Origin of the sequence: Phreatobacter cathodiphilus (assembly GCF_003008515.1) — a bacterium.
Taxonomy (GTDB): domain Bacteria; phylum Pseudomonadota; class Alphaproteobacteria; order Rhizobiales; family Phreatobacteraceae; genus Phreatobacter; species Phreatobacter cathodiphilus.
In genome coordinates this window covers 619,260-640,149 of the sequence record NZ_CP027668.1, presented here as the reverse complement: position 1 = coordinate 640,149, position 20,890 = coordinate 619,260, and the positions used below count along the sequence as shown (strand labels likewise).

The window sequence follows — 20,890 nt, the reverse complement described above, 5'->3', positions numbered from 1 at the left end:
GAGTTAAACGCGACAAGTGAGCCCTCCGGGGCGTCGATGGGCAGGGCGTCATGGCCGGAATTTCGCTGCGCGGCATCGCGAAGAGCTTTCGGGATACCCCGGTCCTCCAGGGCGTCTCCCTCGACATCGCGGCGGGCGAGTTCCTGACGCTGGTCGGTCCCTCCGGCTGCGGCAAGACGACGATCCTGCGCATCCTCGCGGGCCTCGAGACTCAGGACGCGGGCGACGTCGTCATCGGCGGGACCCTGGTCGACGACCTGCCGCCGAAGGCACGCGACATCGCCATGGTGTTCCAGTCCTACGCCCTCTACCCCTATATGACGGTGGCGGAGAACATCGGCCTGCCGCTGGAGATGCGCCGGCTCTCGGCGGCCCAGCGCCTGCCGCTGGTCGGGCGCATCATGCCCGGCGCGGCCACGACGCGCGCCGGCATCGCCGCCGACGTGACGGCAGTCGCCGAAGGCCTCGGCATCGGCCATCTCCTGGCGCGCCGTCCCGCCCAGCTCTCCGGCGGCCAGCGCCAGCGCGTCGCCCTCGCGCGCGCCATGGTGCGGCGGCCCAAGGCCTTCCTGATGGACGAGCCGCTGTCGAACCTCGACGCCAAGATGCGCGTGCAGGCCCGCACGGAAATCTCGGAACTGCACCGCAGCCTCGGCACGACCTTCGTCTACGTCACCCACGACCAGGCCGAGGCCATGACCATGTCGGACCGGGTCGCGGTGATGATGGGCGGGCGCCTGATGCAGGTCGCTTCGCCCCAGGTCATCTACGACGACCCGCAGGACCTGGCGGTGGCGACCTTCATCGGCACGCCGGAGATCAACACCCTGCCGGCGCGGATCGAGGCCGACGGCGGCCTCTCGGTGCTCGGCGCGCGCTGGCCGGTGGCGGTCACCACACCGGCGGGAGCGCAGGCGACCGTCGCCGTCCGGCCGGAGGTCCTGCTGCCCGCGGGGCGCGGCGAGGCGGCGATCAGGATCGCCGGGACGGTCCGCCATGTCGAGATGCTCGGCGCGGAGACACTGGTGCATCTGCGGGTGGCGGGGGCGGAAAAGCCCGTCGTCGCTCGGGTCGAGCCGGCCGTCGGGGCGCGGTTCCGCCCGGGCGACGAGGCCGCCTTCACGGTGGCGCCCGGGCGGGTGATGGTCTTCGCCGCGGACGGCCGGCGGCTGAAGGCGCAGGCGCTCACCGAGACACCGCTGCAGCCGCAGCGGATCGAGGCGCTCCATGTCTGACCTGGCGCTGCCCATGGCGGGAGCCGCGACCGGCCGCCGGCGCAGGGCGGCAGGCGAGGCGGCCGAGCAGATGGCGGCCTGGGTTCTCGCCGGGCCGGCCTTCGTCCTCATCTGGATCATGCTACTGGGACCGACCGTCGCCGTCTTCGTCCTGTCGTTCACCGACTGGACCTTCGGCATGCCGGAGATCGCCTGGGCGGGGCTCGCCAACTACCGCGAGATGGCCGCCGACGAGGTGTTCTGGAAGACGCTGCGCAATACGCTGGCCTATGTCGCCTTCGTCGTGCCGCTGTCGGTGTTCCTCGGGCTCGGCGCCGCGATCCTGATCGAGGCCGGCACCAGCCTGCGCGGCTTCTATCGCGCCGCCTTCTTCCTGCCGGTGGTTTCCACCCTCCTCGCCATGGCGCTGGTGTTCCAGTTCGCCTTCCATCCGACCGTCGGCGCCATCAACCTGACCCTCGCCTTCCTCGGCCTGCCGACGACCGACTGGTTGAAGAACCCCGACACGGCGCTCTTCGCCCTCGGCGTCATCGGCATCTGGCAGGCGATCGGCCTGTCCATGGTGCTCTTCGTCGCCGGCCTCAAGGCGATCCCCAGGGATCTCTACGAGGCCGCCGCGGTGGACGGAGCGGACGGCGCCTTCGAGCGGTTCCGGCGCGTGACCTGGCCGATGCTGGGGCCGGCGACGCTCTTCGTCGTCACCATCACCGCCATCCGCGCCTTCCAGGTCTTCGACACGGTGCAGGTGCTCACCGACGGCGGCCCCAACAAGTCCACCAACGTGCTCTTGTTCCAGATGTACCAGGAGGGCTTTTCCTTCCTGCGCTCGGCCTATGCCGCCGCCCTCACCGTCGTCTTCCTCGGCTTCGTCCTGCTAGTCACCGTCATCCAGGTGAAGCTGCAGGAACGCCACACCCACTACGGTTGAGGCGATCCCATGCGTACAAGGTCCCTCGCCGCCTCCGGCCTCGGCTTCGAGATCTTCCGCCACGCCGTCCTCGGCCTCGGCGCCGTGCTGATGCTGGCGCCCTTCGTCATCATGGTCTCGGTGAGCCTCAAGTCCTCGGGCGAGATCTTCTCGCCGGAGTTCAGCCTGCTGCCGAAGCAGTGGCACGCCTGGCAGAACTATGCCGACGCCTTCACCAAGCAGCCGCTCGCCCGCTACATCCTGAACGGCTTCATCGTCACCGGCGCCATCTTCACCTGCCAGCTCCTGACCGCCCTGCCCTGCGCCTATGCGCTGGCGAAGCTGCGCTGGCGCGGCAAGGAGACGATGTTCCTGCTGGTGCTGCTCGGCCTCCTGATCCCGCCGCAGGTCACCGCCATCCCGCTCTACATCCTGCTCTGGCAGCTCGGCCTCCTGAACAGCTATGCCGCCGTCATCCTGCCCTCGACCATCTCGGTCTTCGGCATCTTCCTGCTCCGGCAGTTCTTCCTCACCGTTCCCGACGACCTCATCAACGCGGCCCGCCTCGACGGGCTCGGCGAGTTCGCCATCGTCTGGCGCATCATGATGCCGACCGCCATGCCGGCGGTGGTCGCCTTCGGCGTGCTGTCTCTGGTGTGGAACTGGAACGAGTTCTTCTGGCCGCTGATCGTCATCCAGTCGGAGCATCTCGCGACCCCGCCGCTCGGCGTCGTCTACTTCGCCAATGCCGAGGCGGGGACGAACTACGGCCCGCTCATGGCCGCCGCCACCGCCATCACCGCCCCCCTCGTCATCGCCTTCCTCGCTGCCCAGCGCTGGTTCATCGACGGCGTCACCATGACCGCCGTGAAGTGATCTCGACCCACCGGAGACCGACCATGACTCTCATCGACCGCCGCCTGCTCCTCGCCGCCGCAGGCGCCACTCTGGCCGCCCCGGCGCTCGCGCAAGGCCGCCCGACGCTGAAGATCGGCCTCGGGCCGCAGCAGCCGACCCAGGCCGACACCCGCCGCGTCTGGGAGCCGGTCTACAAGGCCGTCGCCGAGAAGGTCGGCGCCAACCTCGAGCTCCAGGTCGCCAACGACTGGGCCGGCATCGCCACGGCGCTCGCCAACGAGCAGATCGACGTCGCCCAGATGGGTCCCTGGGGCTACATCCTCGCCAAGGTGCGGGGCGAGGCGCGCATCATCAACACCATGCTGGTCAACGGCATCCCCACCTACAAGGCCATCATCGTCGCTCGCCCGGGCCTGACGGTGGCGAAATTCCCCGAGGACGCCCGCGGCAAGTCGATGCAGATGCTCGATGTCGGCTCGACGTCCGGCTGGCTGGTGCCGACCCACTTCCTGCGCTCCAAGGGCATCGAGCCGAAGAGCTTCTTCGGCCGCTATGCGGAGGGCGCCTCCGCTGCCGCAGCCCAGATGGCGACCGTCAACGGCCAGGTCGACCTCGCCACCGGCTGGGACACCCACCGCAACACGATGATCCGCAACGGCACCATCCAGCCGACCTCCAATACGGTGGTGTGGGAATCCGACCCGCTGCCGAACGAGTGCGTCGTGGTCTCGAAGAGCTTCCCGCAGGACCGCGCGGCCGCCGTCGGCGCCGCTCTCGCCGGCCTCTCGGACGACGAGAAGAAGCTGCTGCCCTGGCCCTATACGGGCTTTGTGCCGGCCACCCACCAGCCCTATGAGGGCCTCGAGAAGATGGGCCGAGACCTCGGCGCCATCCGGACCTCGTGACCGTGGAAAGGTCCACCCTGCCGATCCGGCACGCCGACGGCTCCTACGCGGAGCCGCCGGTCGCCCTCCTCTCGCGCGAGAGCGTGACGCGGGCGGCGGTGATCCTCGCCGTCCTCGCCTTCGTGCTCGCCTCCGTGCGGGTCGCCGAAGTCGACCCGGCGAAGCTTGTGACGGGCCTGCCGCGGCTCTGGGCCTGGGCCTCGACCGCCTGGCCGCCCTATACCGGCGACTTCGACGCCTTCCTCTACCGGGCGCTGGAAACCGTCGCCATCGCGACGGTGGGCACGGCGGTGGCCACCGTGCTCGCCTTTCCGCTGTCGGTCTTCATCGCCCGCAACGTCACGCCATCGCCGCTGCTGTCGATCCCGGTCCGGGCGGTGGTCAATGCCTTCCGCGGCATCGACACGGTGGTCTTCGCCATCCTCTTCGTCGCGGCCGTGGGCCTCGGACCCTTCGCCGGCGTGCTCGGCATGATCGTCCATTCGCTGGGCGTCATCGCCAAGCTCAACGCCGAGGCGATCGAGACGATCCCGCCGGCGCCGCTGGAGGCCGCCGCCCTCTCCGGCGCTAACCGCACCAAGGTCGTCACCTACGCCATGCTGCCGACCGTGCTGCCGAACCTCGCCTCGGTGTCGCTCTACGTCTGGGAGGCGAACGTGCGCACCTCGACCATCCTCGGCATCGTCGGTGCGGGGGGCATCGGCATCGAGATCAAGGCGGCAATCGACCTCCTCGATTTCCAGAAGCTGCTGACCCTCTCGGCCATCGTGCTGGTGATGGTGACCGCCATCGACCAGTTCTCGGCCTGGCTGCGGCGGAGGCTCGTCTGATGCCCCCGGTGCTCAGCCTCAGCGGCGTGTCCAAGACCTATGGGCCGACCACCGCCCTCGCGGACGTGTCCTTCTCTCTCGCCCCCGGCGAAGTCGTCGCGCTGGTCGGCCCGTCGGGCGCCGGCAAGTCGACGGTGTTCCGCTGCGTGACGCGCCTCGTGGACCCCGACAACGGCAGCGTCTCGGTGCTCGGCCGCGACCTGGCGGGGCTCGGCGGGCGGGCGCTGCGCGAGGCCCGGCGCGACATCGGCCTCATCTTCCAGCAGTTCAACCTGATCGGCCGCATGTCGGCCCTCGACAACGTGCTGGCGGGCCGCATGGGCCATGTCGCGACGTGGCGGGTGGTCGCCCGGATGTTCCCCGCCGCCGACCGGCAACTCGCCCTCGCCTGCCTTGACCGGGTGGGGCTCCTCGACAAGGCCTATCAGCGCGCCGATTCCCTCTCGGGCGGCCAGCAGCAGCGTGTCGCCATCGCAAGGGTGCTGGCGCAGCGCTCGCGGGTGCTGCTCGCCGACGAGCCCGTCTCCAGCCTCGACCCGAAGGCCGCCGACACCGTTCTCGGCGTGCTGCGCACCGTGGCGCGGGAGAACGGCATCGCGGTCCTGTGCTCGCTGCACCAGGTCGACCTCGCACGCCGCTTCGCCGACCGGGTCGTCGCCCTGCGCGGCGGCCGTGTCGTGCTCGAAGCACCCGCCGGCGCCCTCACCCCCACCGCCTTCGCCGACATCTACGGCACCCCCGAGCCGCCGGCCGGCGGCCCAGCCCCTTCATCCTGCGAGGCGCCCCCGCGCATCGCAGCCGCCTGACGCATGCCCTCTCCTCACCGACCCTGGAGCCTTCCGATGACCCCGTCCCGCCGCACATTCCTGACCACGTCGGCCGCACTGGCCGGTTCCGTCGCCATGCCGTCCTACCTGCGCGCCCAGTCGACACCGGTGGAACTGCAGGTGCAGTACTCCATCCCCGTCCTCTTCAAGGACCTGATGGAGAAGATCGCGGCCGACTTCCAGAAGGCCAACCCGACCATCAAGGTGACGCTGCGCGCGCCGGAGGTCGGCTATGAGGAAATCCTCCAGCGCAACCTCCGCGACGTCGTCACCAACAGCCTGCCGGACGTCGCCTTTCATGGCCTGAACCGCCAGCGCACCCTCGACGAGCGCCGCATCCCGATCGACCTGAAGCCCTTCATGGACGCCGACCCGGAGACCGCCTCGCTCGGCTTCTCGCCCTCGCTCCTGTCGCTCGGCCAGACCGGCACGAAGCAGACGGGCATCGGCTTCGCCATGTCGACGCCGATCCTCTACTACAACGTCGACCTGCTGAAGGCCGCCGGCGGCGATCCGGACAAGCTGCCGACGACCTGGGACGAGGTGATCCGCCTCGCCGCCGCCATCTCCGCCCCGGCGCAGAACCGCGCCGGCCTGTTCTATGACTGGACCATCACCGGCAACTGGGCCTGGCAGGCTCTCGTCATGTCGCACGGCGGAACCATGCTGAACGCCGACGAGACGCGCGTCGCCTTCGCCGACGAGCCGGGCGAGAAGGCGATCCGCGTGCTGCGCAAGATGGTGGACGAGGGCAAGATGCCCGACATCCGCCCCGACACGGCCTTTCAGGACTTCTTCTCCGGCCGCCTCGGCATGTCGATGCAGTCCACCGCACAGCTCGGCCGCTACAACCGCGAGATCGGCGGGCGCTTCAAGCTGGTCTGCGGCCGCTTCCCGCTGTCGGCCGCCAATCCGCGCCTGCCGGCGGGCGGCAACGTCGCGATGATGTTCACCAAGGACCGCGCCCGCCAGGAGGCGGCCTGGAAGTTCATCAAATACGCCACCGGCCCGATCGGCGCGACGGCCATGGTCAACGCCACCGGTTACATGCCGGGCACCACCATTCCGGCGGAGCGCGAGGACATGCTCGGCAAGTTCTATCGCGACAACCCGAACCACCTCGTCGCCATCCGCCAGCAGGATGTGATCAACGGCTGGTACGCCTTCCCCGGCCAGAACGCGCTGCGCATCACCGACGTGATCAACGATCACCTGCAGTCGGTGGTGAACAAGTCGAAGGGTGCCGACGAGGCGCTGAAGGCCATGGCCGCCGCCGTCCAGCCGCTGCTGCCGCGCCGCGCCAGCTGACCGCTGCCTCTCCCGATCCGGCCCGTCCCGCCACCGGCGGGGCGGGCCTTTGCCTTTGCCGATTCCACCCGAGGAACCCCTCCATGTCCCGCGCCCCCCGCATCTGCATCGTCACCGACATCCACCACGGCAAGCCGTCCTTCTCGAAGGCGGGGCCGGCCGCGCTCGGCCTGATGGAGGAGTTCCGCCGCTTCGTCGCGGAGACGCGGCCCGACCTCGTGCTCGACCTCGGCGACCGCATTTCCGACGAAGCACGCGAGGCCGACCTCGTGCTGGAGCGCGAGGTGGCGGAGGCCTTCGCGCCCATCGCCGCGCCGCGATTCCATCTCGACGGCAACCACGACCGCGATTACCTCGAGGTTGCTGACAACGACGCCCTCCTCGGCCGCAGCGCCGGCCACGAGACGGTGGACGTCGGCGACTGGCGCCTCGTGATCTGGCGCGCCGATTCGAAGCTGCACCGGCCCACGGGCTTCGCTCTCCAGGATGCCGATCTCGCCTGGCTGGCGGCGACGATCGCGGCCGCCGACCGGCCGCTCGCCATCGTCAGCCACGTGCCCGTCTCCGGTCATTCGCAGGTCGGCAACTTCTGGTTCGAGAACAACGTGCGCTTCTCGACCTATCCCACCGCCGAGCGCGTGCGTGCCGTCTTGCGGACCGCCCGCGTGCCGGTGATCTGGATTTCCGGCCACGTCCACTGGAACACGCTGACCATGGTGGACGGCATCGCCCACATCACCCTGCAGTCGCTGACCGAGACCTTCACCACGGCCGGCGAGCCGGCGGGCGCCTTCGCGCTGCTCGAACTGTCGGACGATGTGCTCTGGCGCGTCCACGGCCGCGATCCCTTCGCCTGGTCCACCCGCACCGAGGCGCTCGCCCGCCGCTGGCTGTCGCCTCTGCCGGATTTCCGGGAGGTGATGGGCAGCAAGATGCACCAGGCGGCGGAGTAAGCTCTGCGCCATCCCTGCATGACGAAGCCCGCCCGGATCGCTCCGGGCGGGCTTTTCGCATGCTTCGCGGGTCGGGCTCAGCCCTGGCGACGCGGAATGAGGCGCGTGACCTCACGCGACATGTCGCGCAGGACCTCTTCCGGAGAGGCCTTCTGCTCGACGATGCGGGCGAGATTGTCGACCATGACCTGGGTGACGCGTACCGAGTTCTGGCCCGGGAAGGCGTACCACGGGATCATCAGGTGGACCTGCTTCGTCGCGGCCTGGAACAGCGGGTTCGCCTTGTAGAACTCGCCGAGATACATGGGATCGTCGATGGCGAGCTGGTTGCAGGGCACGTAGCCGGTGTTCCTGGCCATCAGGGTCGTGCCCTCGGCGGAGGTCGCGAACTTGATGAACTCCCAGGCCGCGGCCTGACGAGCCGGGTCCTTGGCGGTCATCATGGCGCCGGCGCCGCCGGTGGGCAGGCGGCCCTTGACGGGATCGATGACCGGCAGGGTGGTGGTCTGCAGCTCGAAATTGCTGCCGACCATGCCGGAGACCTGGCGCACCTGCGCCGTGGTGCGGAACATCATGCCCATCTTGCCGGCGCCGAAGGACTGCAGGTCGGCATTGCCGGTGAGGTTCGGCATCTTGCCTTCCTTGACCATGCGGTCGAGGAGACGGAGCGCGGCGAGACCCTCGGCGCCGTCGAAGGCGACCTTCGTCTCGTCCTCGGTCAGCATGCGGCCGCCGAAGCCGTAGAGCAGGGCGGAGAACATCCAGTCGTCGCCCGGCCAGCGGAAGAACATGCCGGTGTTGCCGTCGCCGAGGGCGGCGATCTTCGCCGACAGGGCGATGACCTCGTCCCAGCTCTTCGGGAAGGTCTCGGCGCTGGCGCCGACCTTCTTGAGGAGATCGACGTTCATGTAGCTGATCGGATTGGAGGTGGCGAAGGGCAGGCCGCACTGGACGCCGCCGTGGTGGCCGAGGCCGAGGATCGGCTTCGAGTAGCCGATCTTCGCGAGGTCGCCCTCACGGTCGAGGAAGGGCTTGAGGTCGGCGGCGATGGACCGCTCGGCGAAGAGGCGCAGGCGGTTGAGGCCCTGGAAGGAGACGTCAGGCAGGCCGCCGGTGGTCGCCTGGCGCAGCACGAGCTGGGCGCCGTCCTCGTAGGTGGGCGTCGGATTGACATAGGTGACCTTCACCTTGTCGCTCTTCTTGTTGAAGGCCTCGGCGACGGCCTCCATGGCGGCCTTGAAGATCGGCGGCATGGAATAGTGGGCGACGACCTCGACGGTCTGGGCGCGGACCACATGCGGCATGGCGATGGTGGCGGCGCCGGCCATCAGGCCGAGCGTCGTGCGGCGAGTGAGTTTGGTGGACATGACAACCTCGGTTCCGGGGCTGGTCTGAACGAGATCCCCGCCGGCCGGCCCCTCCGGCCCGCGGGGCATGAGGGGGTCAGGCGCGCGCCAGGAGGCGCGCGACGTCGCGGGCCATGTCGGCCAGCGCCGCATCGACGCTCGCCTTCTGTTCGACGACGCGGGAGACGTTGTCGGTGATGACGGATGTGATGCGGACGCCGTTGGAGCCGGGGAAGGCGTACCAGGGCACCATGATGGGCATCTGCCGGACGCCGGTCATGAACAGCGGGTTCTCGCGATAGAACTCGCCGAGATGGCGCGGGTCGTCGGCGGCGAGCTGGTTGACGGGCACGTAGCCGGTGCCCTTGACCATGACCGCGGTGCCCTCCGGCGAGGTGCAGTGACGCAGGAAGCGATAGGCGGCCTGCCGCTTCGCCAGGTCCTTGGCCAGCACCATGCCGGCGGCGCCGCCGGTCGGCAGGCGGCCGCGGGCGCGGTCTCCCAGCGGGAATTCCCAGGTCGCGAGCTGGAAGTTGCCGCCGAGGGAGCGCTGGGCCTGGCGCAGGAAGGCGGTGGACCAGAAATACATGCCGACCCGGCCGGCGGCGAAGGCCTGCGCGCCGGCCTCGCCGGACAGCGCGGGCATGCCGCCCTCCTTCACCAGGCGGTCGAGCACGGTGAGGGAGGCCCGGCCCTCCGGACCGGCGAAGCCGATCTCGCGCTCGGCCTCGTCCATCATCCGGCCGCCGAAACCGAAGAGCAGCGCCGAATAGATCCAGTCGCCCTGCCAGCGGTAGTAGGAGCCGTGGACGCCGCCGCCGAGGGCGGAAATGGCCTTCGAGGCGGCGATGATCTCGTCCCAGGTCGTCAGCTTCCTGTCGGGGTCGAGGCCGGCGCGGCGGAACAGGTCGGCATTGACGAAGACGATGGGGTTGGACGTGGCGAAGGCGAGGCCCGCCTGCACGCCGCCCGCCTTGCCGAGGCCGAGGAGCTCGGGCGTGTAGCCGAGCTTGCCGACATCGCCCTCGGCGGCGAGCAGCGGCGCGAGATCGACGGCGAGGCCGCGCTCGGCGATGACGCGCAGGCGGTTGAGACCCTGGAAGGAGAGGTCGGGCTGGCGGCCGGTCACCGCCTCGCGCAGCACGAGCTGGGCGCCGTCGTCGTAGCTGGCGCTCGCCTGCCTGTAGCTCACCTTGATGTCGGCGTTGGCGGCCATGAAGTCGGCGGCGAGCCGGTCCATCACGTCCTTGTAGACGGCGGGCATGGCGTAGTGGACGTCGATTTCTACCGGCGCGGCGAAGGCGAGGCGCGGGGCGGCGAGTGTCGCGGCGGCGGCGGCGAGGGCGGTGCGGCGGGTCAGGCGGGCGGTCATCGCGAACTCCGGTGGAAACGGGGGCGGGCCGGGCTCATCCCTTGAGCCCGGTCATGGTGATGCCTTCGATGAAGCGGCGCTGGGCGATGAGGAAGGCGGCGACCAGGGGGAGCGTGGTGAGGGTCGCTGCGGCCATCAGGGCGCCGAAATCGTCGCCCGCCTCCTCGGTGCGGAAATAGACGACGCCGAGGGCGGGGGTCGCGAGCTCGCCCTTCCCCGAAACGGCGATGAGCGGCCAGAACAGGTCGTTCCAGTGGGCGACGACGGAGAAGATCGCGAAGGCGGTGGCGGCGGGCCAGGCGTTGGGCACGACGATGCGCCAGACGATGGACCATTCGCCGAGACCGTCCATGCGCGCCGCCTGGATCAGCTCGTCCGGCATGGAGCGGAAGAACTGGCGGAACATGAAGATGGCGAAGACCGAGATGGTCGAGGGCGCGATCAGCGCCGCATAGCTGTTGAGGACGCCGGTCTTGGCGAAGGCGATGTAGAGCGGGATCGCCGGCACGTGGGCCGGGATGAGCAGGCCGAGCATGACGAAGGCGAAGAGCGTCTCGCGGCCGCGGAAATTGAGCTTGGCGAGGGCGTAGCCGGCCGGCAGGGCGAATGCGAGCTGGAAGACGAGGATGCCGAAGCAGACGATGACGCCGTTGAGGAGGTAGCGGCCGATCGGCACCTCGGAGAGGACGCGGCCGTAGTTCTTCTGGATGGCGAAAGTCTCGGGGATCAGCGACATGGAGGCGCGCCAGACCTCGTCCAGCGGCTTCAGCGACACCGAGATCATCCACAGATAGGGCATCAGGAAGAGCAGGCCGAGCGCGCTCAGGATGGCCAGGCGCGGCAGGTCGGCGACGAGGCTGCGGACGTTGGAACCGGGGATCATGGCCGCCTCACCCGTAGTGCACGCGCCGGTCGATGAGGCGCGTCTGGATCAGCATCAGGACGACCACCGCCGCCAGGAAGACGACGGTGATGGCGGCGGAATAGCCCATGCGGAAGTAGGTGAAGCCCTCGGTGTACATGGTGTAGAGCAGCACCTCGGAGGCCTTGTTCGGCCCGCCCTGGGTCAGCGTCGCGACGATGTCGAAGACGCGCAGGGAGCGGATCATGGTGATGGTCAGGACGAAGAGCGTCGTCGGGCCGAGGAGCGGCCAGGTCACCGTCCAGAACCGCGACCAGCCGGAGCGCACGCCGTCCACCTCCGCCGCCGCGTAGAGATCGCGCGGGATGGCGGTGAGCCCCGCCATGAACAGCACCATGTTGAAGCCGATCTGCTCCCAGACGCCGATGACGGCGAGGGTCCACATGACGCTGTCGGAGGAGCCGAGCCAGTTCGGGCCGACGATACCGAGACCGCGCAGCAGCGCGTTCACCGGGCCGATGGTCGGGTGGAACATGTACTGGAAGGCGGTCGCCATTGCGACCATCAGCGAGACGACGGGCAGGAAAAAGACGGCCCGGAAGAAGGTGCGGCCGCGACGGCCGCCCTCGATGGCGATGGCCAGCGCCAGACCGCCGATCACCGAAGCGGGGGTGGTCACCGCCACGAAGAAGGCGGTGTTGCGGAACGAGGTGACGAAGCCGCGGTCCTCCATCAGCTCGGCGAAGTTCGCGAAACCGACGAAGCGCAAGGCGGTGGCACCGAGTTCGTAATCGGTGAAGGCGATGGCGACGACGGCCAGCGTCGGCACCAGCAGCATCAGAACGAAGGCGAGGATGGCAGGTCCCGTGAGAAGCCAGGCGGCCAGCGCCTCGCCGCGGCCGATCGGGTCGGCGCGGCGGGCCGCCGGTGCAAGAGCAGCGGGGAGAGCGAGGTCAGACATAGCGCGGCACCCTGACCAGCGGCCCGGCGGCGGCGGGCGCCTGGACCTGGCGCGCCGCCTCGGCGCTGATCAGGCCGAGGCGGGTGCCGGCGGCGTCGAAGGCGAGGAGCCGCCCGGGCATCGGCGCGACGCAGAGGACGTGGCGCGAGGGCGTCGCCTCCCAGGCCGCGGGGTCGAGGCGGACGATCAGCTCCGTGCCGGTCGCCTTGTGCTCGCCGTAGACCAGCACCTCCGCGCCGAGGAACTCGACGTGGCGAACCGCCAGCGGCAGGCCGTCGGCGGCGGGCACGAGGTGTTCCGGACGGATGCCGGCCTGGATGCGGCCGGCTGCGCGGGGCGCCACCTCGCCGGTGACGAAACCGGCGACGACGACGCGGCTCTCGGCGTCGGTCTCGGCCGGCAGGATGTTGATGCGCGGCGAGCCGATGAACTTCGCCACGTCGACGGTCGCCGGCTGCTCGTAGATCTCGCGCGGCGAGCCGAACTGCAGCACGGCGCCGCCGAGCATGACCGCCACGCGGTCCGACATGGTCATGGCCTCGGCCTGATCATGGGTGACGTAGACCGTGGTCACACCGACGCGCCGGTGCAGGTCGACCAGTTCGCGCCGCATGTCGTGGCGCAGCGCCGCGTCGAGATTGGACAGCGGCTCGTCCATCAGGAAGGCCTTGGGGTGGCGGACGATGGCGCGGCCGAGGGCGACGCGCTGGCGCTGGCCGCCGGAGAGCTGGCCGGGGCGACGTTCCATCAGATGGTCGATGGAGAGGAGCTTCGCCGCCTCCTCCACTTCGCGGCGGATGGCAGCGCGGCGCTCGGCCGTGCCGGTGACGAGGCGGCCGAGGAAGGGTGCCCGCTCGAGCGCCGAGAGGCGGCGCATGACCAGCGGCAGGGCCATGTTCTGCGCGACCGTCATGTGGGGATAGAGCGCGTAGTTCTGGAACACCATGGCGACGTCGCGGTCGGCGGCGCGGCGGCCGGTCACCTCGGCGCCGGCGATCACGACCCGGCCGCGGTCGGCGCTCTCGAGGCCTGCGATGATGCGCAGGAGCGTGGTCTTGCCGCAGCCCGAGGGCCCGACCAGCGAGACGAAGGCGCCCTGGTCGAAGGAAAGGCTCACGCCCCTGAGGACGCGCGTCTCGCCGAAGGATTTCTCGATTGCGTCGAGGACGATACCGGCCATGGCCACCCGCTCCGTGATGGGGCTGGCCTACGCGGCTTCGACGACGGAACGGCAACGCACCGATGACGATTCACCGACGATTGGACGACGGCCGCGTGACAGCCCCACGCGTCCCGGCGCTGTCGTCGCAATGTCATGCGCCGTCCCTAGGCAGCCGGCATCCTCCACCCGGATTCGCGCCATGCTCATCGCCCATCTCACCGATCTCCACGTGCGCCCGCACGGGCTTCCCGCCTACCGCACGGCGGAGACCAACATGCTGACGGAACGGGCCATCGACGCGGTGCTGGCCCTCGATCCCCGGCCCGACGCGGTGCTGATCACCGGTGACCTCACCGACAACGGCCTTGCCGCCGAATACGAGAACCTGAAGCGGATGCTCTCCCGGCTGCCCATGCCGGTCTGGCTGATCCCCGGCAACCACGACCGCCGCGAGAACCTCAAGACGATCCTCGCGGACCATCCCGGCCTGTCGGACCATCCGCACTTCGCCCAGTGGGCGACCGACCTCGGCCCGGTGCGCCTCATCGGCCTCGACACCGTGGTGCCGGGCTCCGGCGCCGGCCGGCTCTGCGCCGAACGGCTCGCCTGGCTGGAGGAGCGCCTGGCCGAGGCGCCGGGCAAGCCCACCATCGTCGCCATGCACCACCCGGCCTTTGTCTGCGGCATCCATCACATGGACCGGATCAGCCTGATCGAGGGCACGGCCGAGTTCGAGGCCGTCATCCGCCGCCACCCGCAGGTGGTGCGCGTCCTCGCCGGCCATCATCACCGGCCGATCCAGGCGATGTTCGCCGGCACGCTCGCCATGGTCGCCCCGTCCGTCGCCCATCAGGTGGTGCTCGACCTCAACGACCGGCCGCCAGCGCATTTCAACTTCGAGCCTGCGGCCTTCCACCTGCACCTGTGGACGGAGGGCGCCGGCCTCGTCAGCCACACCGCCTATGTCGAGAAGGCGCCGGGGCCCTTCCCCTTCCTGCGCGACCCCGACTATCCCGGCGCCTGAGCGACGCCAGAGGAACCAAGTCATCCGGCCCCCGTTGAGGGAGCATTCCGGCACCCCGCCGGGGGTTCCCGCGAGGTGACGGAATGAGGCCCAACCGACCGAGCGTGCCCCATGGGGGTGCGCCATGCTGACCACGGCCATCGGCGGCCTCGCCGCCGTGCTCACCTCCCTCTCCTACCTGCCGCAGATCTGGAAGGCGTGGCAGACGCAGGAGACCGCCGACATTTCCTACGGCATGCTGGCGGTGCTGGGTGCCGGCCTGTCGCTCTGGGTCGTCTACGGCATCCGCCAGGGGGACTGGGTGATCATCGCCTCCAACATCGTGGCCGTCTCGCTCATCGCCGTGCTCGCCGCGATCAAGGCGCGGGCCGAACGCTGACGCCCCTCGCGGGGAACCGCACGGACGGCCGGCTCGTTCATCACCGCGCCCGGACCCACGCGCGAGAGCCGCCATGCCGATCATCGACCAGGTGAAGAACGTCGCCCGCAAGCTGATGGAGTCCCGACCGGCGCCCGATGCCCTGCGCGACCATCTTCGCAGCCGCAAGCCGATCGCCCGCCTCTTCCGCGACGACGGGACGATTCCCAACCATCCGCACTGGCCGCTGGTGATCTATCGCGCCCCGCTGGATCTGGAGGCGGTGGACACCGATCCGGCGGCCGCCCTCGACGCGCTCTTCGCACAGAACGGCTGGGGCCGCTCCTGGCGCGACGGCATCTACGACTTCACCCATTACCATTCGCAGGTCCACGAGGTGCTGGGCGTCGCCATCGGCACGGCGGAGGTCGAGTTCGGCGGCCCGCGCGGGCGGGTCTACGCACTCAAGCCGGGCGACGTCGCCATCCTGCCGGCGGGGACCGGCCACAGGCTGGTCTCGGCGAGCGAGGACCTTCTCGTGGTCGGCGCCTATCCCGACAAGGGCAAGTACGACGAGGTGACCGACAGCCGCCAGCGGCTCGACGCGAAGGCGCGGATCGCCGCCTGCCCGCCCCCGGACAGGGATCCGGTCTACGGCGAGGCAACCGGCATCGTGCTCCTCTGGGACTAGCCGGGACGGCCCGTCTCCTCCGCCGGTCGCCGGCGCCCCCCTCCGCCGAGGCCCCCATGCACCCGCTTCTCCGCTCCCTGCTCATCGCCCTGGCGACCGGCCTCGGCACCGCCGCTGCGGTGAGGCTCACCATGCCGCAGCCGGTTTCCCGCGCCACGAAGGACTCCGTGCCGATGCAGGCGGCGCTGGAGACGGGGCGCGGGCGGCAGGCGCGCAGGCTCGGGGAGATCACCGCCGCCGGCTGGAAGGACGTCCTCTGGCGCACCGCGGGCGAAGTGTCGAACGACCGGGTGGCGGCGGTGGCGGGCGGCGTGGTGTTCTTCGCGCTGATGGCGATCTTTCCCGCCATCGCCGCGCTGGTGTCGCTGGCCGGCCTCTTCGCCGATCGCGGGGCGATCGCCGGCGACATCGCCCAGCTCGTCGGATTCCTCCCCGATGGCTTGAGAACCCTCATTCTCGACGAGGTGGACCGCCACGTGGCGCAGGGCGACGCCGCGCTCGGTGTCACGCTCGCCGTCGGCCTCGGCTTCGCCCTCTGGAGCGCCAATGCCGGCACCAAGGCGGTGATCGAGGCGCTCAACGTCGCCTATGGCGAGCGGGAGAAGCGCGGCTTCCTGTGGCTCAATCTGATCTCGCTGACGCTGACCTTCGGCGCGTTGGGGGCGGCGCTCGCGTCGCTGTGGCTGGTGGTGGCGATCCCTCTCCTGCTCGACGCACTGGGGAGCGAGCCGCTGCGGCAGGCCATCGCCCTCGCTCGCTGGCCCCTGATCGCCGCGGGCGTGACCCTCGCCTTCGCCGTGCTCTACCGCTACGCCCCCAGCCGCCGCCCGCCGCAATGGCACTGGGTCTGGCTCGGTGCCTTCGCCGCCGCCGCGACCTGGCTTGCAGGCTCGGCGCTGTTCTCGCTCTATATCAGCCGCTTCTCCGATTTCGACGCCACCTACGGCCCCCTCGGCGGGCTGATCGCGGGCATGCTGTGGCTGTGGGTTTCGGTCATCGCCCTGCTGATGGGCGCCGAGCTGAATGCGGAGACGGAGCGCCAGACCCTGAAGGACACGACGGAGGGCGCCCCGCGCCCCCTGGGAACGCGCGGCGCCGTGGCGGCGGACACGGTGGGGGCCTCGACGGCCGGATGAGCCTGGAGACCAGGAGAGCGAAACCTTCGCGCAGCGGTCCCCGGAGAGGCCGTTCTTCTCCCGCACGGCGCTGCCGCAGAGGCTGTTTTGCTTTCTTTTTCAGCCCCTTGCCAAGCGCCGGCGGGATCGCTTCTTAAGCGACATGTCACTCGCTACCCTCGCCCCGAAATCCGCCTTCGACACCCCTGGCACCCTGCCCGCGGCCCGCCTCGTCGCCGCCGGTGTCGTGGCGGCGATCGCCCTCGCAGCCCTGACGGCGACGGGCTCGGGCCGCCTCGTCCTGCTCGGCGTCATCGGCCTCGCCATGGGGCTGGCGCTCTACCACGCCGCCTTCGGCTTCAGCCACGGCTACCGGGCGCTGCTGGCCGAGGGCCGCACCGCCCATGTCCGCGCGCAGATCCTGATGCTCGCCGCCGCGGTCCTGCTCTTCCTGCCCGCTCTGACCATGGGCGAGGTCTTCGGCCGGCCGGTGCGCGGCTTCGTCTTCCCGCTCGGGCTCGGCGTCGTCCTCGGCGCCTTCGCCTTCGGCCTCGGCATGCAGATCGCCGGCGGCTGCATCTCCGGCACGCTCTACAGCGCGGGTGGCGGGTCGCTGCGCATGTGGATCACCCTCGCCTCGGCGGTCGCCGGTGCGACCCTCGCCGCCTTCGCCGCGCCGCTCTGGGAAGGTTTGCCGCAATGGCCGGCGGTCTCGCTGCCGGCCGTTCTCGGGCTCGGTCCGGCCCTCCTCCTCCATGCCGCGCTGTTCGCCGGCGCCTATGCCGGGCTCCTCGCCCTCGAGCGCCGCCGCACCGGCGGGGTCGAGAGCATCGGCGGTCGCGGTCGCTGGCTGTCGGGGCCCTGGCCCTATGCCTGGGCGGCGCTCGCCCTCGCCGTCCTCAATTTCGCGACGTTGGTGGTCGCCGGCCGCCCCTGGGGGGTGACGCAGGCCTTCGCGCTCTGGGGCTCCAAGGCGATGGAAGCGGCCGGCCTCGCCGACCCCGTCTTCTGGGCCTTCTGGGAGGAGCCGACGCGGGTGGAAACCCTGATGCGCCCGCTCGCAGCCGACGCCACCACCGTCATGAACCTGGCCGTCATGGCCGGGGCTCTCGGTGCGGCGCTCCTCGCCGGCCGCTTTGCGCCCTCGCTGCGCATCCCCGCCGGGGCGGTGCTGGGCAGCGTCCTCGGCGGCCTGATGATCGGCGCCGGCGCCATCGTCGCCACGGGCTGCAACATCAGCGCCTTCTTCTCCGGCATCGCCTCCGGCAGCCTGCACGGCTGGCTGTGGATCGCCGCCGCCCTGCCCGGCGCCTGGCTCGGCGTGAAGATCCGGCCGCTGTTCGGCCTCACCTGACGCTCAAGCCCTCCGACGCGCCCGCATCCAGACCGCGAGGTCGAAGGCGAGCCGCGCCGTGGCGGCGGCGACCAGCAGGCAGAAGGCGGCCTTCGAGACGGTGCCCATCGCCCCCTCGATCAGCAGCGCATGGACGATGGTGCCGACGACGATCACCAGCGCCAGCGCCGTATGGCCGATCCGCCAGGCGGCCGGCGACAGGCGCAGCCGCTGCCGGACAGCCGCCAGCAGGGCCGTGGCGAAGACCGCCCACATGGCGACGACGCCGAAGGGCGAGAAAGACGTCGGCGACTGGAAGAGCAGGGCATCGATCACGTCGGGGGCGCTGGTGATCCACAGCCCTGCGACATGGGCGACGACGAGCGCGACGAGGACGACCCCGAGCCATCGGTGGGCCAGCCGCGCCCGGCGCGGCGCGAGGCCCGGCAGGTGACCGCCGGCGAGCAGCGGCTGCACGAGCAGCAGCGCCAGCCCGAGGATCCCGGCGAAACCGGCCGTGATATAGACCCCGTCCCGCCAGGCGAGCAGCGGGCTGCGCGCCGCGATCACCACGGGGACGAGGATGGCGACCGCCAGCGCGGTCCAGACCAGGACGACCCGGATGGTCGGCAAGCGGCTCAGACCGGCTGCAGCACGAAATGGGCGGCGAGGCTGGTGTCGCGGGCGCTGGCCATGACCGGGCGCAGGAAGACCGACCGGAAGCCCTCGCCCTCATAGGCGAGATGACCGTGAGCCTGGCCGAATGCCGGCACGATCTGCGGCATCTCCAGGCGGAAGCTGCCGTCGGCGGCGGTCAGGGTGGCGCCGTGGCTGTGGCGGTCGGACTCGCGCCCCTCGGTCGTATGGGCCCAGATCTGGATGCGGATGCCGGAGAGCGGTGCGCCGTCGCCGGCCCGCCGCACGGTGCCGGTCATCCAGAAGCCGCCGCCGCCGATGCGCTGCACCACCGGCGCACCGGGGATGTAGTTGTTGGCGCCGCCGCGCATCGTGGGGGTGGGCGCGAGGCCCTGCGTACGGGCGGGCAGGACGAGGCCGCCGGTCGTCAGCGCCGCGCCCGCCAGCGCCGCGCTACGGACAAGAAAGAGGCGGCGGGTCGATCGGTCGTCGGTCAAGGCGGTCCTCCTCGGCGTCCAGGTCTGTCCACTCTGCCGGAGAATAGGGCCTTACCGTGAACGGCACACCGGGATCACGGCGGTTTGAACGGCCCGCGCCCTCAGGCCGTCAGGCCGCCGAGATAGGACTGGAGCTGCAGGACGCCGCGCCGCATGTGATGCTCGATCTCGGCGATCATCGGCGCGAGATCGTCGCCGAGGGCGAGCTCGACATAGCGCTGGTGCGCATCGCCGAGGGGGCCGGAGCGGCCGTGGGCCTTCTGATGGACGGCGAGATAGAGGTGGAGGCGCGCCGAGATGCGTCGCCAGGTCTCCAGCAACAGCGCGTGGCCGCAATATTCGTAGACGGTGGAGTGGAACTGCACCTCGGCCAGGGAGGAGGCATAGCCGTCCCCCTTGGGCAGCGCCTCGAGAAGGGTGGCATGGCGGGACTTCAGCGCGCGCGCGAAGGCGGGCGTCCGCCGCTGCCAGATCTGCTGAAACGCCAGCGTCTCCAGCGCCGTGCGCAGCGAATAGATTTCGCTGATGTCGCCGGCCGAGAGGTCGACCACCCGCGTGCCCGTGTAGGGCACGGTGATCAGCAGCCCCTCCTCGGCGAGTTGCCCCATGGCCTCGCGCAGCGGACCGCGGCTGACGCCGAATTCGGCGGCGAGCTGAAGTTCGGTCACCGCCTCGCCGGGAGGAATGCGGCCGTCGATGATGGCGTGGCGCAGCCGCTCGGCGATCTGGTCGCGGAAGGTCGCCCGCCGGAGCTGGGCGATAGGTTCCGCGGGGATCGGCGACGCCGCGCGGCTCATCGGGCGACCCAGGCCTGGTAGCGCTCGGAGGCGAGCTGCGTCATCGGGCCAGGCTTACCGGCGCCGATCACCCGCCCGTCGATGCGCGTCACCGGCGTGACGCCGCCGAGGGTGCCGGTGACGAAGGCCTCGTCGGCGGCATAGACCTCGGCGAGGGTGAAGTCCTTCTCCCGGCAGACGGCTCCGGCATCCCGCCAGGCGTCGATCACCGCCTGGCGCGTCAGCCCCTTGAAGCAGTAGGAGCCGGTGGAGCTCCACAGTTCGCCGCGGCGGACGATGAAGAAATTGGTCGAGTTGCAGCTGGCGACGAAGCCGTGGGGATCGAGCATCAGCGCCTCGTCCGCTCCGGCATTGATGGCCTGGATCAGCGCCTGGATGAGGTTCAGGCGGCTGTGCGAGTTGAGGCGGAGGTCGAAGACGTCGGGCGTGCTGGTACGGAAGGTCGAGGTGAAGAGCGACAGGCCGCGGGCCTTCGATTCCGGCCGCGGCGTCTTGTACTCGGCGACGATGACCATGGTCGCCTTGCCGATGACGAAGCGCGGGTCCTGGTTCACCGTCGCCTTGACGCCGCGGGTGACCATGAGCCGGACATGGGCGCCGTCGGTCATGCCGTTGCGGTCGAGCGTCTCCGCGACCGCGGCGGCCACCTCCTCGCGGCTGCGGCCGATGTCGAGGGCGATGGACCCGGCGCCCTCGAACAGGCGGTCGAGATGGGCATCAAGCTGGATCAGCCGGCCGTTCTTCAGGCGCAGCCCCTCCCAGACGCCGTCGCCGAGCACGAAGCCGGAGTCGAAGATGGAGACCCGCGCCTCGTGGCGGGGCACGAAGGCGCCGTCGACATAGACGAGCACGGTTTCGTTGCGGGGATCGTCGAGATAGCCCTGGGCGCTGCCCGCGGTGCTGCTCATGGCAC

Annotated in this window: 22 protein-coding genes; 13 read left to right on the top strand and 9 right to left on the bottom strand. The window is 70.4% G+C overall.

Annotated features, from left to right (window positions below; translation table 11 throughout):
- Positions 1-50 precede the first annotated feature (50 nt).
- The 8 genes from C6569_RS03195 to C6569_RS03160 all read left to right on the top strand — a co-directional run bounded on the left by C6569_RS03195 (position 51) and on the right by C6569_RS03160 (position 7,823).
- Positions 51-1,235 (top strand): ABC transporter ATP-binding protein, encoded by a 1,185-nt coding sequence (locus C6569_RS03195; RefSeq protein ID WP_106747479.1) that lies wholly within the window; start codon positions 51-53, stop codon positions 1,233-1,235.
- Positions 1,228-2,163, top strand: coding sequence for a carbohydrate ABC transporter permease (locus tag C6569_RS03190; protein WP_106747478.1), 936 nt, complete (start codon positions 1,228-1,230; stop codon positions 2,161-2,163). The genes C6569_RS03195 and C6569_RS03190 overlap by 8 nt, the downstream gene beginning before the upstream one ends.
- Positions 2,164-2,172: 9 nt before the next feature.
- Positions 2,173-3,018, top strand: coding sequence for a carbohydrate ABC transporter permease (locus C6569_RS03185; protein WP_106747477.1), 846 nt, complete (start codon positions 2,173-2,175; stop codon positions 3,016-3,018).
- 23 nt (positions 3,019-3,041) lie between these two features.
- The gene (gene phnD, locus C6569_RS03180; RefSeq protein ID WP_106747476.1) at positions 3,042-3,905 is read left to right on the top strand and encodes a phosphate/phosphite/phosphonate ABC transporter substrate-binding protein; all 864 of its coding nucleotides are present in this window, start codon (positions 3,042-3,044) and stop codon (positions 3,903-3,905) included.
- A 2-nt stretch (positions 3,906-3,907) separates the two neighbouring features.
- On the top strand, positions 3,908-4,735 hold the full coding sequence (gene phnE / locus C6569_RS03175) for a phosphonate ABC transporter, permease protein PhnE (RefSeq protein ID WP_181313889.1): 828 nt from the start codon (positions 3,908-3,910) through the stop codon (positions 4,733-4,735).
- Positions 4,735-5,541, top strand: coding sequence for a phosphonate ABC transporter ATP-binding protein (gene phnC, locus C6569_RS03170; RefSeq protein ID WP_106747474.1), 807 nt, complete (start codon positions 4,735-4,737; stop codon positions 5,539-5,541). Before phnE ends, phnC begins: the two co-directional genes overlap by 1 nt.
- Before the next feature lie 36 nt (positions 5,542-5,577).
- Positions 5,578-6,870 carry an ABC transporter substrate-binding protein gene (locus tag C6569_RS03165; protein ID WP_181313888.1) on the top strand — a complete coding sequence of 431 codons (1,293 nt, stop codon included), beginning with the start codon at positions 5,578-5,580 and terminating at the stop codon, positions 6,868-6,870.
- Positions 6,871-6,953: 83 nt separating this feature from the next.
- Complete coding sequence (locus C6569_RS03160) at positions 6,954-7,823, top strand: metallophosphoesterase family protein (RefSeq protein WP_106747472.1); 870 nt, start codon at positions 6,954-6,956, stop codon at positions 7,821-7,823.
- Between the two features lie 77 nt (positions 7,824-7,900).
- Here C6569_RS03160 and C6569_RS03155 read toward each other — a convergent pair whose 3' ends face one another.
- The 5 genes from C6569_RS03155 to C6569_RS03135 all read right to left on the bottom strand — a co-directional run bounded on the left by C6569_RS03155 (position 7,901) and on the right by C6569_RS03135 (position 13,544).
- Positions 7,901-9,190, bottom strand: a complete 1,290-nt coding sequence (locus C6569_RS03155; RefSeq protein WP_106750875.1) for an ABC transporter substrate-binding protein — start codon at positions 9,188-9,190, stop codon at positions 7,901-7,903.
- A gap of 76 nt (positions 9,191-9,266) precedes the next feature.
- A complete protein-coding gene (locus tag C6569_RS03150; protein ID WP_106747471.1) occupies positions 9,267-10,541 on the bottom strand; it encodes an ABC transporter substrate-binding protein in 1,275 nt (424 codons plus the stop codon).
- 34 nt (positions 10,542-10,575) lie between these two features.
- Complete coding sequence (locus C6569_RS03145) at positions 10,576-11,424, bottom strand: carbohydrate ABC transporter permease (RefSeq protein WP_106747470.1); 849 nt, start codon at positions 11,422-11,424, stop codon at positions 10,576-10,578.
- A 7-nt stretch (positions 11,425-11,431) separates the two neighbouring features.
- Entirely contained in the window at positions 11,432-12,364 is a 933-nt protein-coding gene (locus tag C6569_RS03140) for a carbohydrate ABC transporter permease (RefSeq protein WP_106747469.1), read from the bottom strand.
- Entirely contained in the window at positions 12,357-13,544 is a 1,188-nt protein-coding gene (locus C6569_RS03135; RefSeq protein ID WP_106747468.1) for an ABC transporter ATP-binding protein, read from the bottom strand. The genes C6569_RS03140 and C6569_RS03135 overlap by 8 nt, the downstream gene beginning before the upstream one ends.
- Positions 13,545-13,725: 181 nt before the next feature.
- On the opposite strand from C6569_RS03135, the gene C6569_RS03130 reads away from it, so the two are divergent.
- From C6569_RS03130 to C6569_RS03110, 5 genes are all read left to right on the top strand, one after another.
- Positions 13,726-14,550 (top strand): phosphodiesterase, encoded by an 825-nt coding sequence (locus C6569_RS03130; protein ID WP_106747467.1) that lies wholly within the window; start codon positions 13,726-13,728, stop codon positions 14,548-14,550.
- 124 nt (positions 14,551-14,674) lie between these two features.
- On the top strand, positions 14,675-14,929 hold the full coding sequence (locus C6569_RS03125; RefSeq protein ID WP_106747466.1) for a SemiSWEET family sugar transporter: 255 nt from the start codon (positions 14,675-14,677) through the stop codon (positions 14,927-14,929).
- Between the two features lie 73 nt (positions 14,930-15,002).
- Positions 15,003-15,599 carry a cupin domain-containing protein gene (locus C6569_RS03120; protein ID WP_106747465.1) on the top strand — a complete coding sequence of 199 codons (597 nt, stop codon included), beginning with the start codon at positions 15,003-15,005 and terminating at the stop codon, positions 15,597-15,599.
- Between the two features lie 56 nt (positions 15,600-15,655).
- The gene (locus C6569_RS03115) at positions 15,656-16,735 is read left to right on the top strand and encodes a YihY/virulence factor BrkB family protein (RefSeq protein ID WP_106747464.1); all 1,080 of its coding nucleotides are present in this window, start codon (positions 15,656-15,658) and stop codon (positions 16,733-16,735) included.
- A 142-nt stretch (positions 16,736-16,877) separates the two neighbouring features.
- Positions 16,878-18,068: a YeeE/YedE family protein gene (locus tag C6569_RS03110; RefSeq protein WP_106747463.1), complete on the top strand. Its 1,191-nt coding sequence runs from the start codon at positions 16,878-16,880 to the stop codon at positions 18,066-18,068.
- Positions 18,069-18,071: 3 nt separating this feature from the next.
- On the opposite strand, the gene C6569_RS03105 is transcribed toward C6569_RS03110, so the two are convergent.
- The 4 genes from C6569_RS03105 to C6569_RS03090 form a co-directional block, all read right to left on the bottom strand.
- Entirely contained in the window at positions 18,072-18,680 is a 609-nt protein-coding gene (locus tag C6569_RS03105) for a ferric reductase-like transmembrane domain-containing protein (RefSeq protein WP_106747462.1), read from the bottom strand.
- Positions 18,681-18,685: 5 nt separating this feature from the next.
- Positions 18,686-19,180, bottom strand: coding sequence for a peptidase associated/transthyretin-like domain-containing protein (locus tag C6569_RS03100; protein WP_181313887.1), 495 nt, complete (start codon positions 19,178-19,180; stop codon positions 18,686-18,688).
- 101 nt (positions 19,181-19,281) lie between these two features.
- A complete protein-coding gene (locus tag C6569_RS03095) occupies positions 19,282-19,977 on the bottom strand; it encodes a GntR family transcriptional regulator (RefSeq protein ID WP_106747461.1) in 696 nt (231 codons plus the stop codon).
- On the bottom strand, positions 19,974-20,885 hold the full coding sequence (locus tag C6569_RS03090) for an aminotransferase class IV (RefSeq protein WP_106747460.1): 912 nt from the start codon (positions 20,883-20,885) through the stop codon (positions 19,974-19,976). Before C6569_RS03090 ends, C6569_RS03095 begins: the two co-directional genes overlap by 4 nt.
- Positions 20,886-20,890 lie beyond the last annotated feature (5 nt).

What these genes read in the sequence shown, in the direction of transcription:
- C6569_RS03120 (WP_106747465.1), top strand. Translation starts at nt 15,003, where the DNA reads ATGCCGATCATCGACCAGGTGAAGAACGTCGCCCGCAAGCTGATGGAG.
- C6569_RS03195 (WP_106747479.1), top strand. Translation starts at nt 51, where the DNA reads ATGGCCGGAATTTCGCTGCGCGGCATCGCGAAGAGCTTTCGGGATACC.
- phnC (WP_106747474.1), top strand. Translation starts at nt 4,735, where the DNA reads ATGCCCCCGGTGCTCAGCCTCAGCGGCGTGTCCAAGACCTATGGGCCG.
- C6569_RS03165 (WP_181313888.1), top strand. Translation starts at nt 5,578, where the DNA reads ATGACCCCGTCCCGCCGCACATTCCTGACCACGTCGGCCGCACTGGCC.
- C6569_RS03090 (WP_106747460.1), bottom strand. Translation starts at nt 20,885, where the DNA reads ATGAGCAGCACCGCGGGCAGCGCCCAGGGCTATCTCGACGATCCCCGC.
- C6569_RS03190 (WP_106747478.1), top strand. Translation starts at nt 1,228, where the DNA reads ATGTCTGACCTGGCGCTGCCCATGGCGGGAGCCGCGACCGGCCGCCGG.
- C6569_RS03095 (WP_106747461.1), bottom strand. Translation starts at nt 19,977, where the DNA reads ATGAGCCGCGCGGCGTCGCCGATCCCCGCGGAACCTATCGCCCAGCTC.
- C6569_RS03185 (WP_106747477.1), top strand. Translation starts at nt 2,173, where the DNA reads ATGCGTACAAGGTCCCTCGCCGCCTCCGGCCTCGGCTTCGAGATCTTC.
- C6569_RS03150 (WP_106747471.1), bottom strand. Translation starts at nt 10,541, where the DNA reads ATGACCGCCCGCCTGACCCGCCGCACCGCCCTCGCCGCCGCCGCCGCG.
- C6569_RS03110 (WP_106747463.1), top strand. Translation starts at nt 16,878, where the DNA reads ATGTCACTCGCTACCCTCGCCCCGAAATCCGCCTTCGACACCCCTGGC.
- C6569_RS03155 (WP_106750875.1), bottom strand. Translation starts at nt 9,190, where the DNA reads ATGTCCACCAAACTCACTCGCCGCACGACGCTCGGCCTGATGGCCGGC.
- C6569_RS03125 (WP_106747466.1), top strand. Translation starts at nt 14,675, where the DNA reads ATGCTGACCACGGCCATCGGCGGCCTCGCCGCCGTGCTCACCTCCCTC.
- phnD (WP_106747476.1), top strand. Translation starts at nt 3,042, where the DNA reads ATGACTCTCATCGACCGCCGCCTGCTCCTCGCCGCCGCAGGCGCCACT.
- C6569_RS03160 (WP_106747472.1), top strand. Translation starts at nt 6,954, where the DNA reads ATGTCCCGCGCCCCCCGCATCTGCATCGTCACCGACATCCACCACGGC.
- C6569_RS03135 (WP_106747468.1), bottom strand. Translation starts at nt 13,544, where the DNA reads ATGGCCGGTATCGTCCTCGACGCAATCGAGAAATCCTTCGGCGAGACG.
- C6569_RS03140 (WP_106747469.1), bottom strand. Translation starts at nt 12,364, where the DNA reads ATGTCTGACCTCGCTCTCCCCGCTGCTCTTGCACCGGCGGCCCGCCGC.
- C6569_RS03115 (WP_106747464.1), top strand. Translation starts at nt 15,656, where the DNA reads ATGCACCCGCTTCTCCGCTCCCTGCTCATCGCCCTGGCGACCGGCCTC.
- C6569_RS03145 (WP_106747470.1), bottom strand. Translation starts at nt 11,424, where the DNA reads ATGATCCCCGGTTCCAACGTCCGCAGCCTCGTCGCCGACCTGCCGCGC.
- C6569_RS03130 (WP_106747467.1), top strand. Translation starts at nt 13,726, where the DNA reads ATGCTCATCGCCCATCTCACCGATCTCCACGTGCGCCCGCACGGGCTT.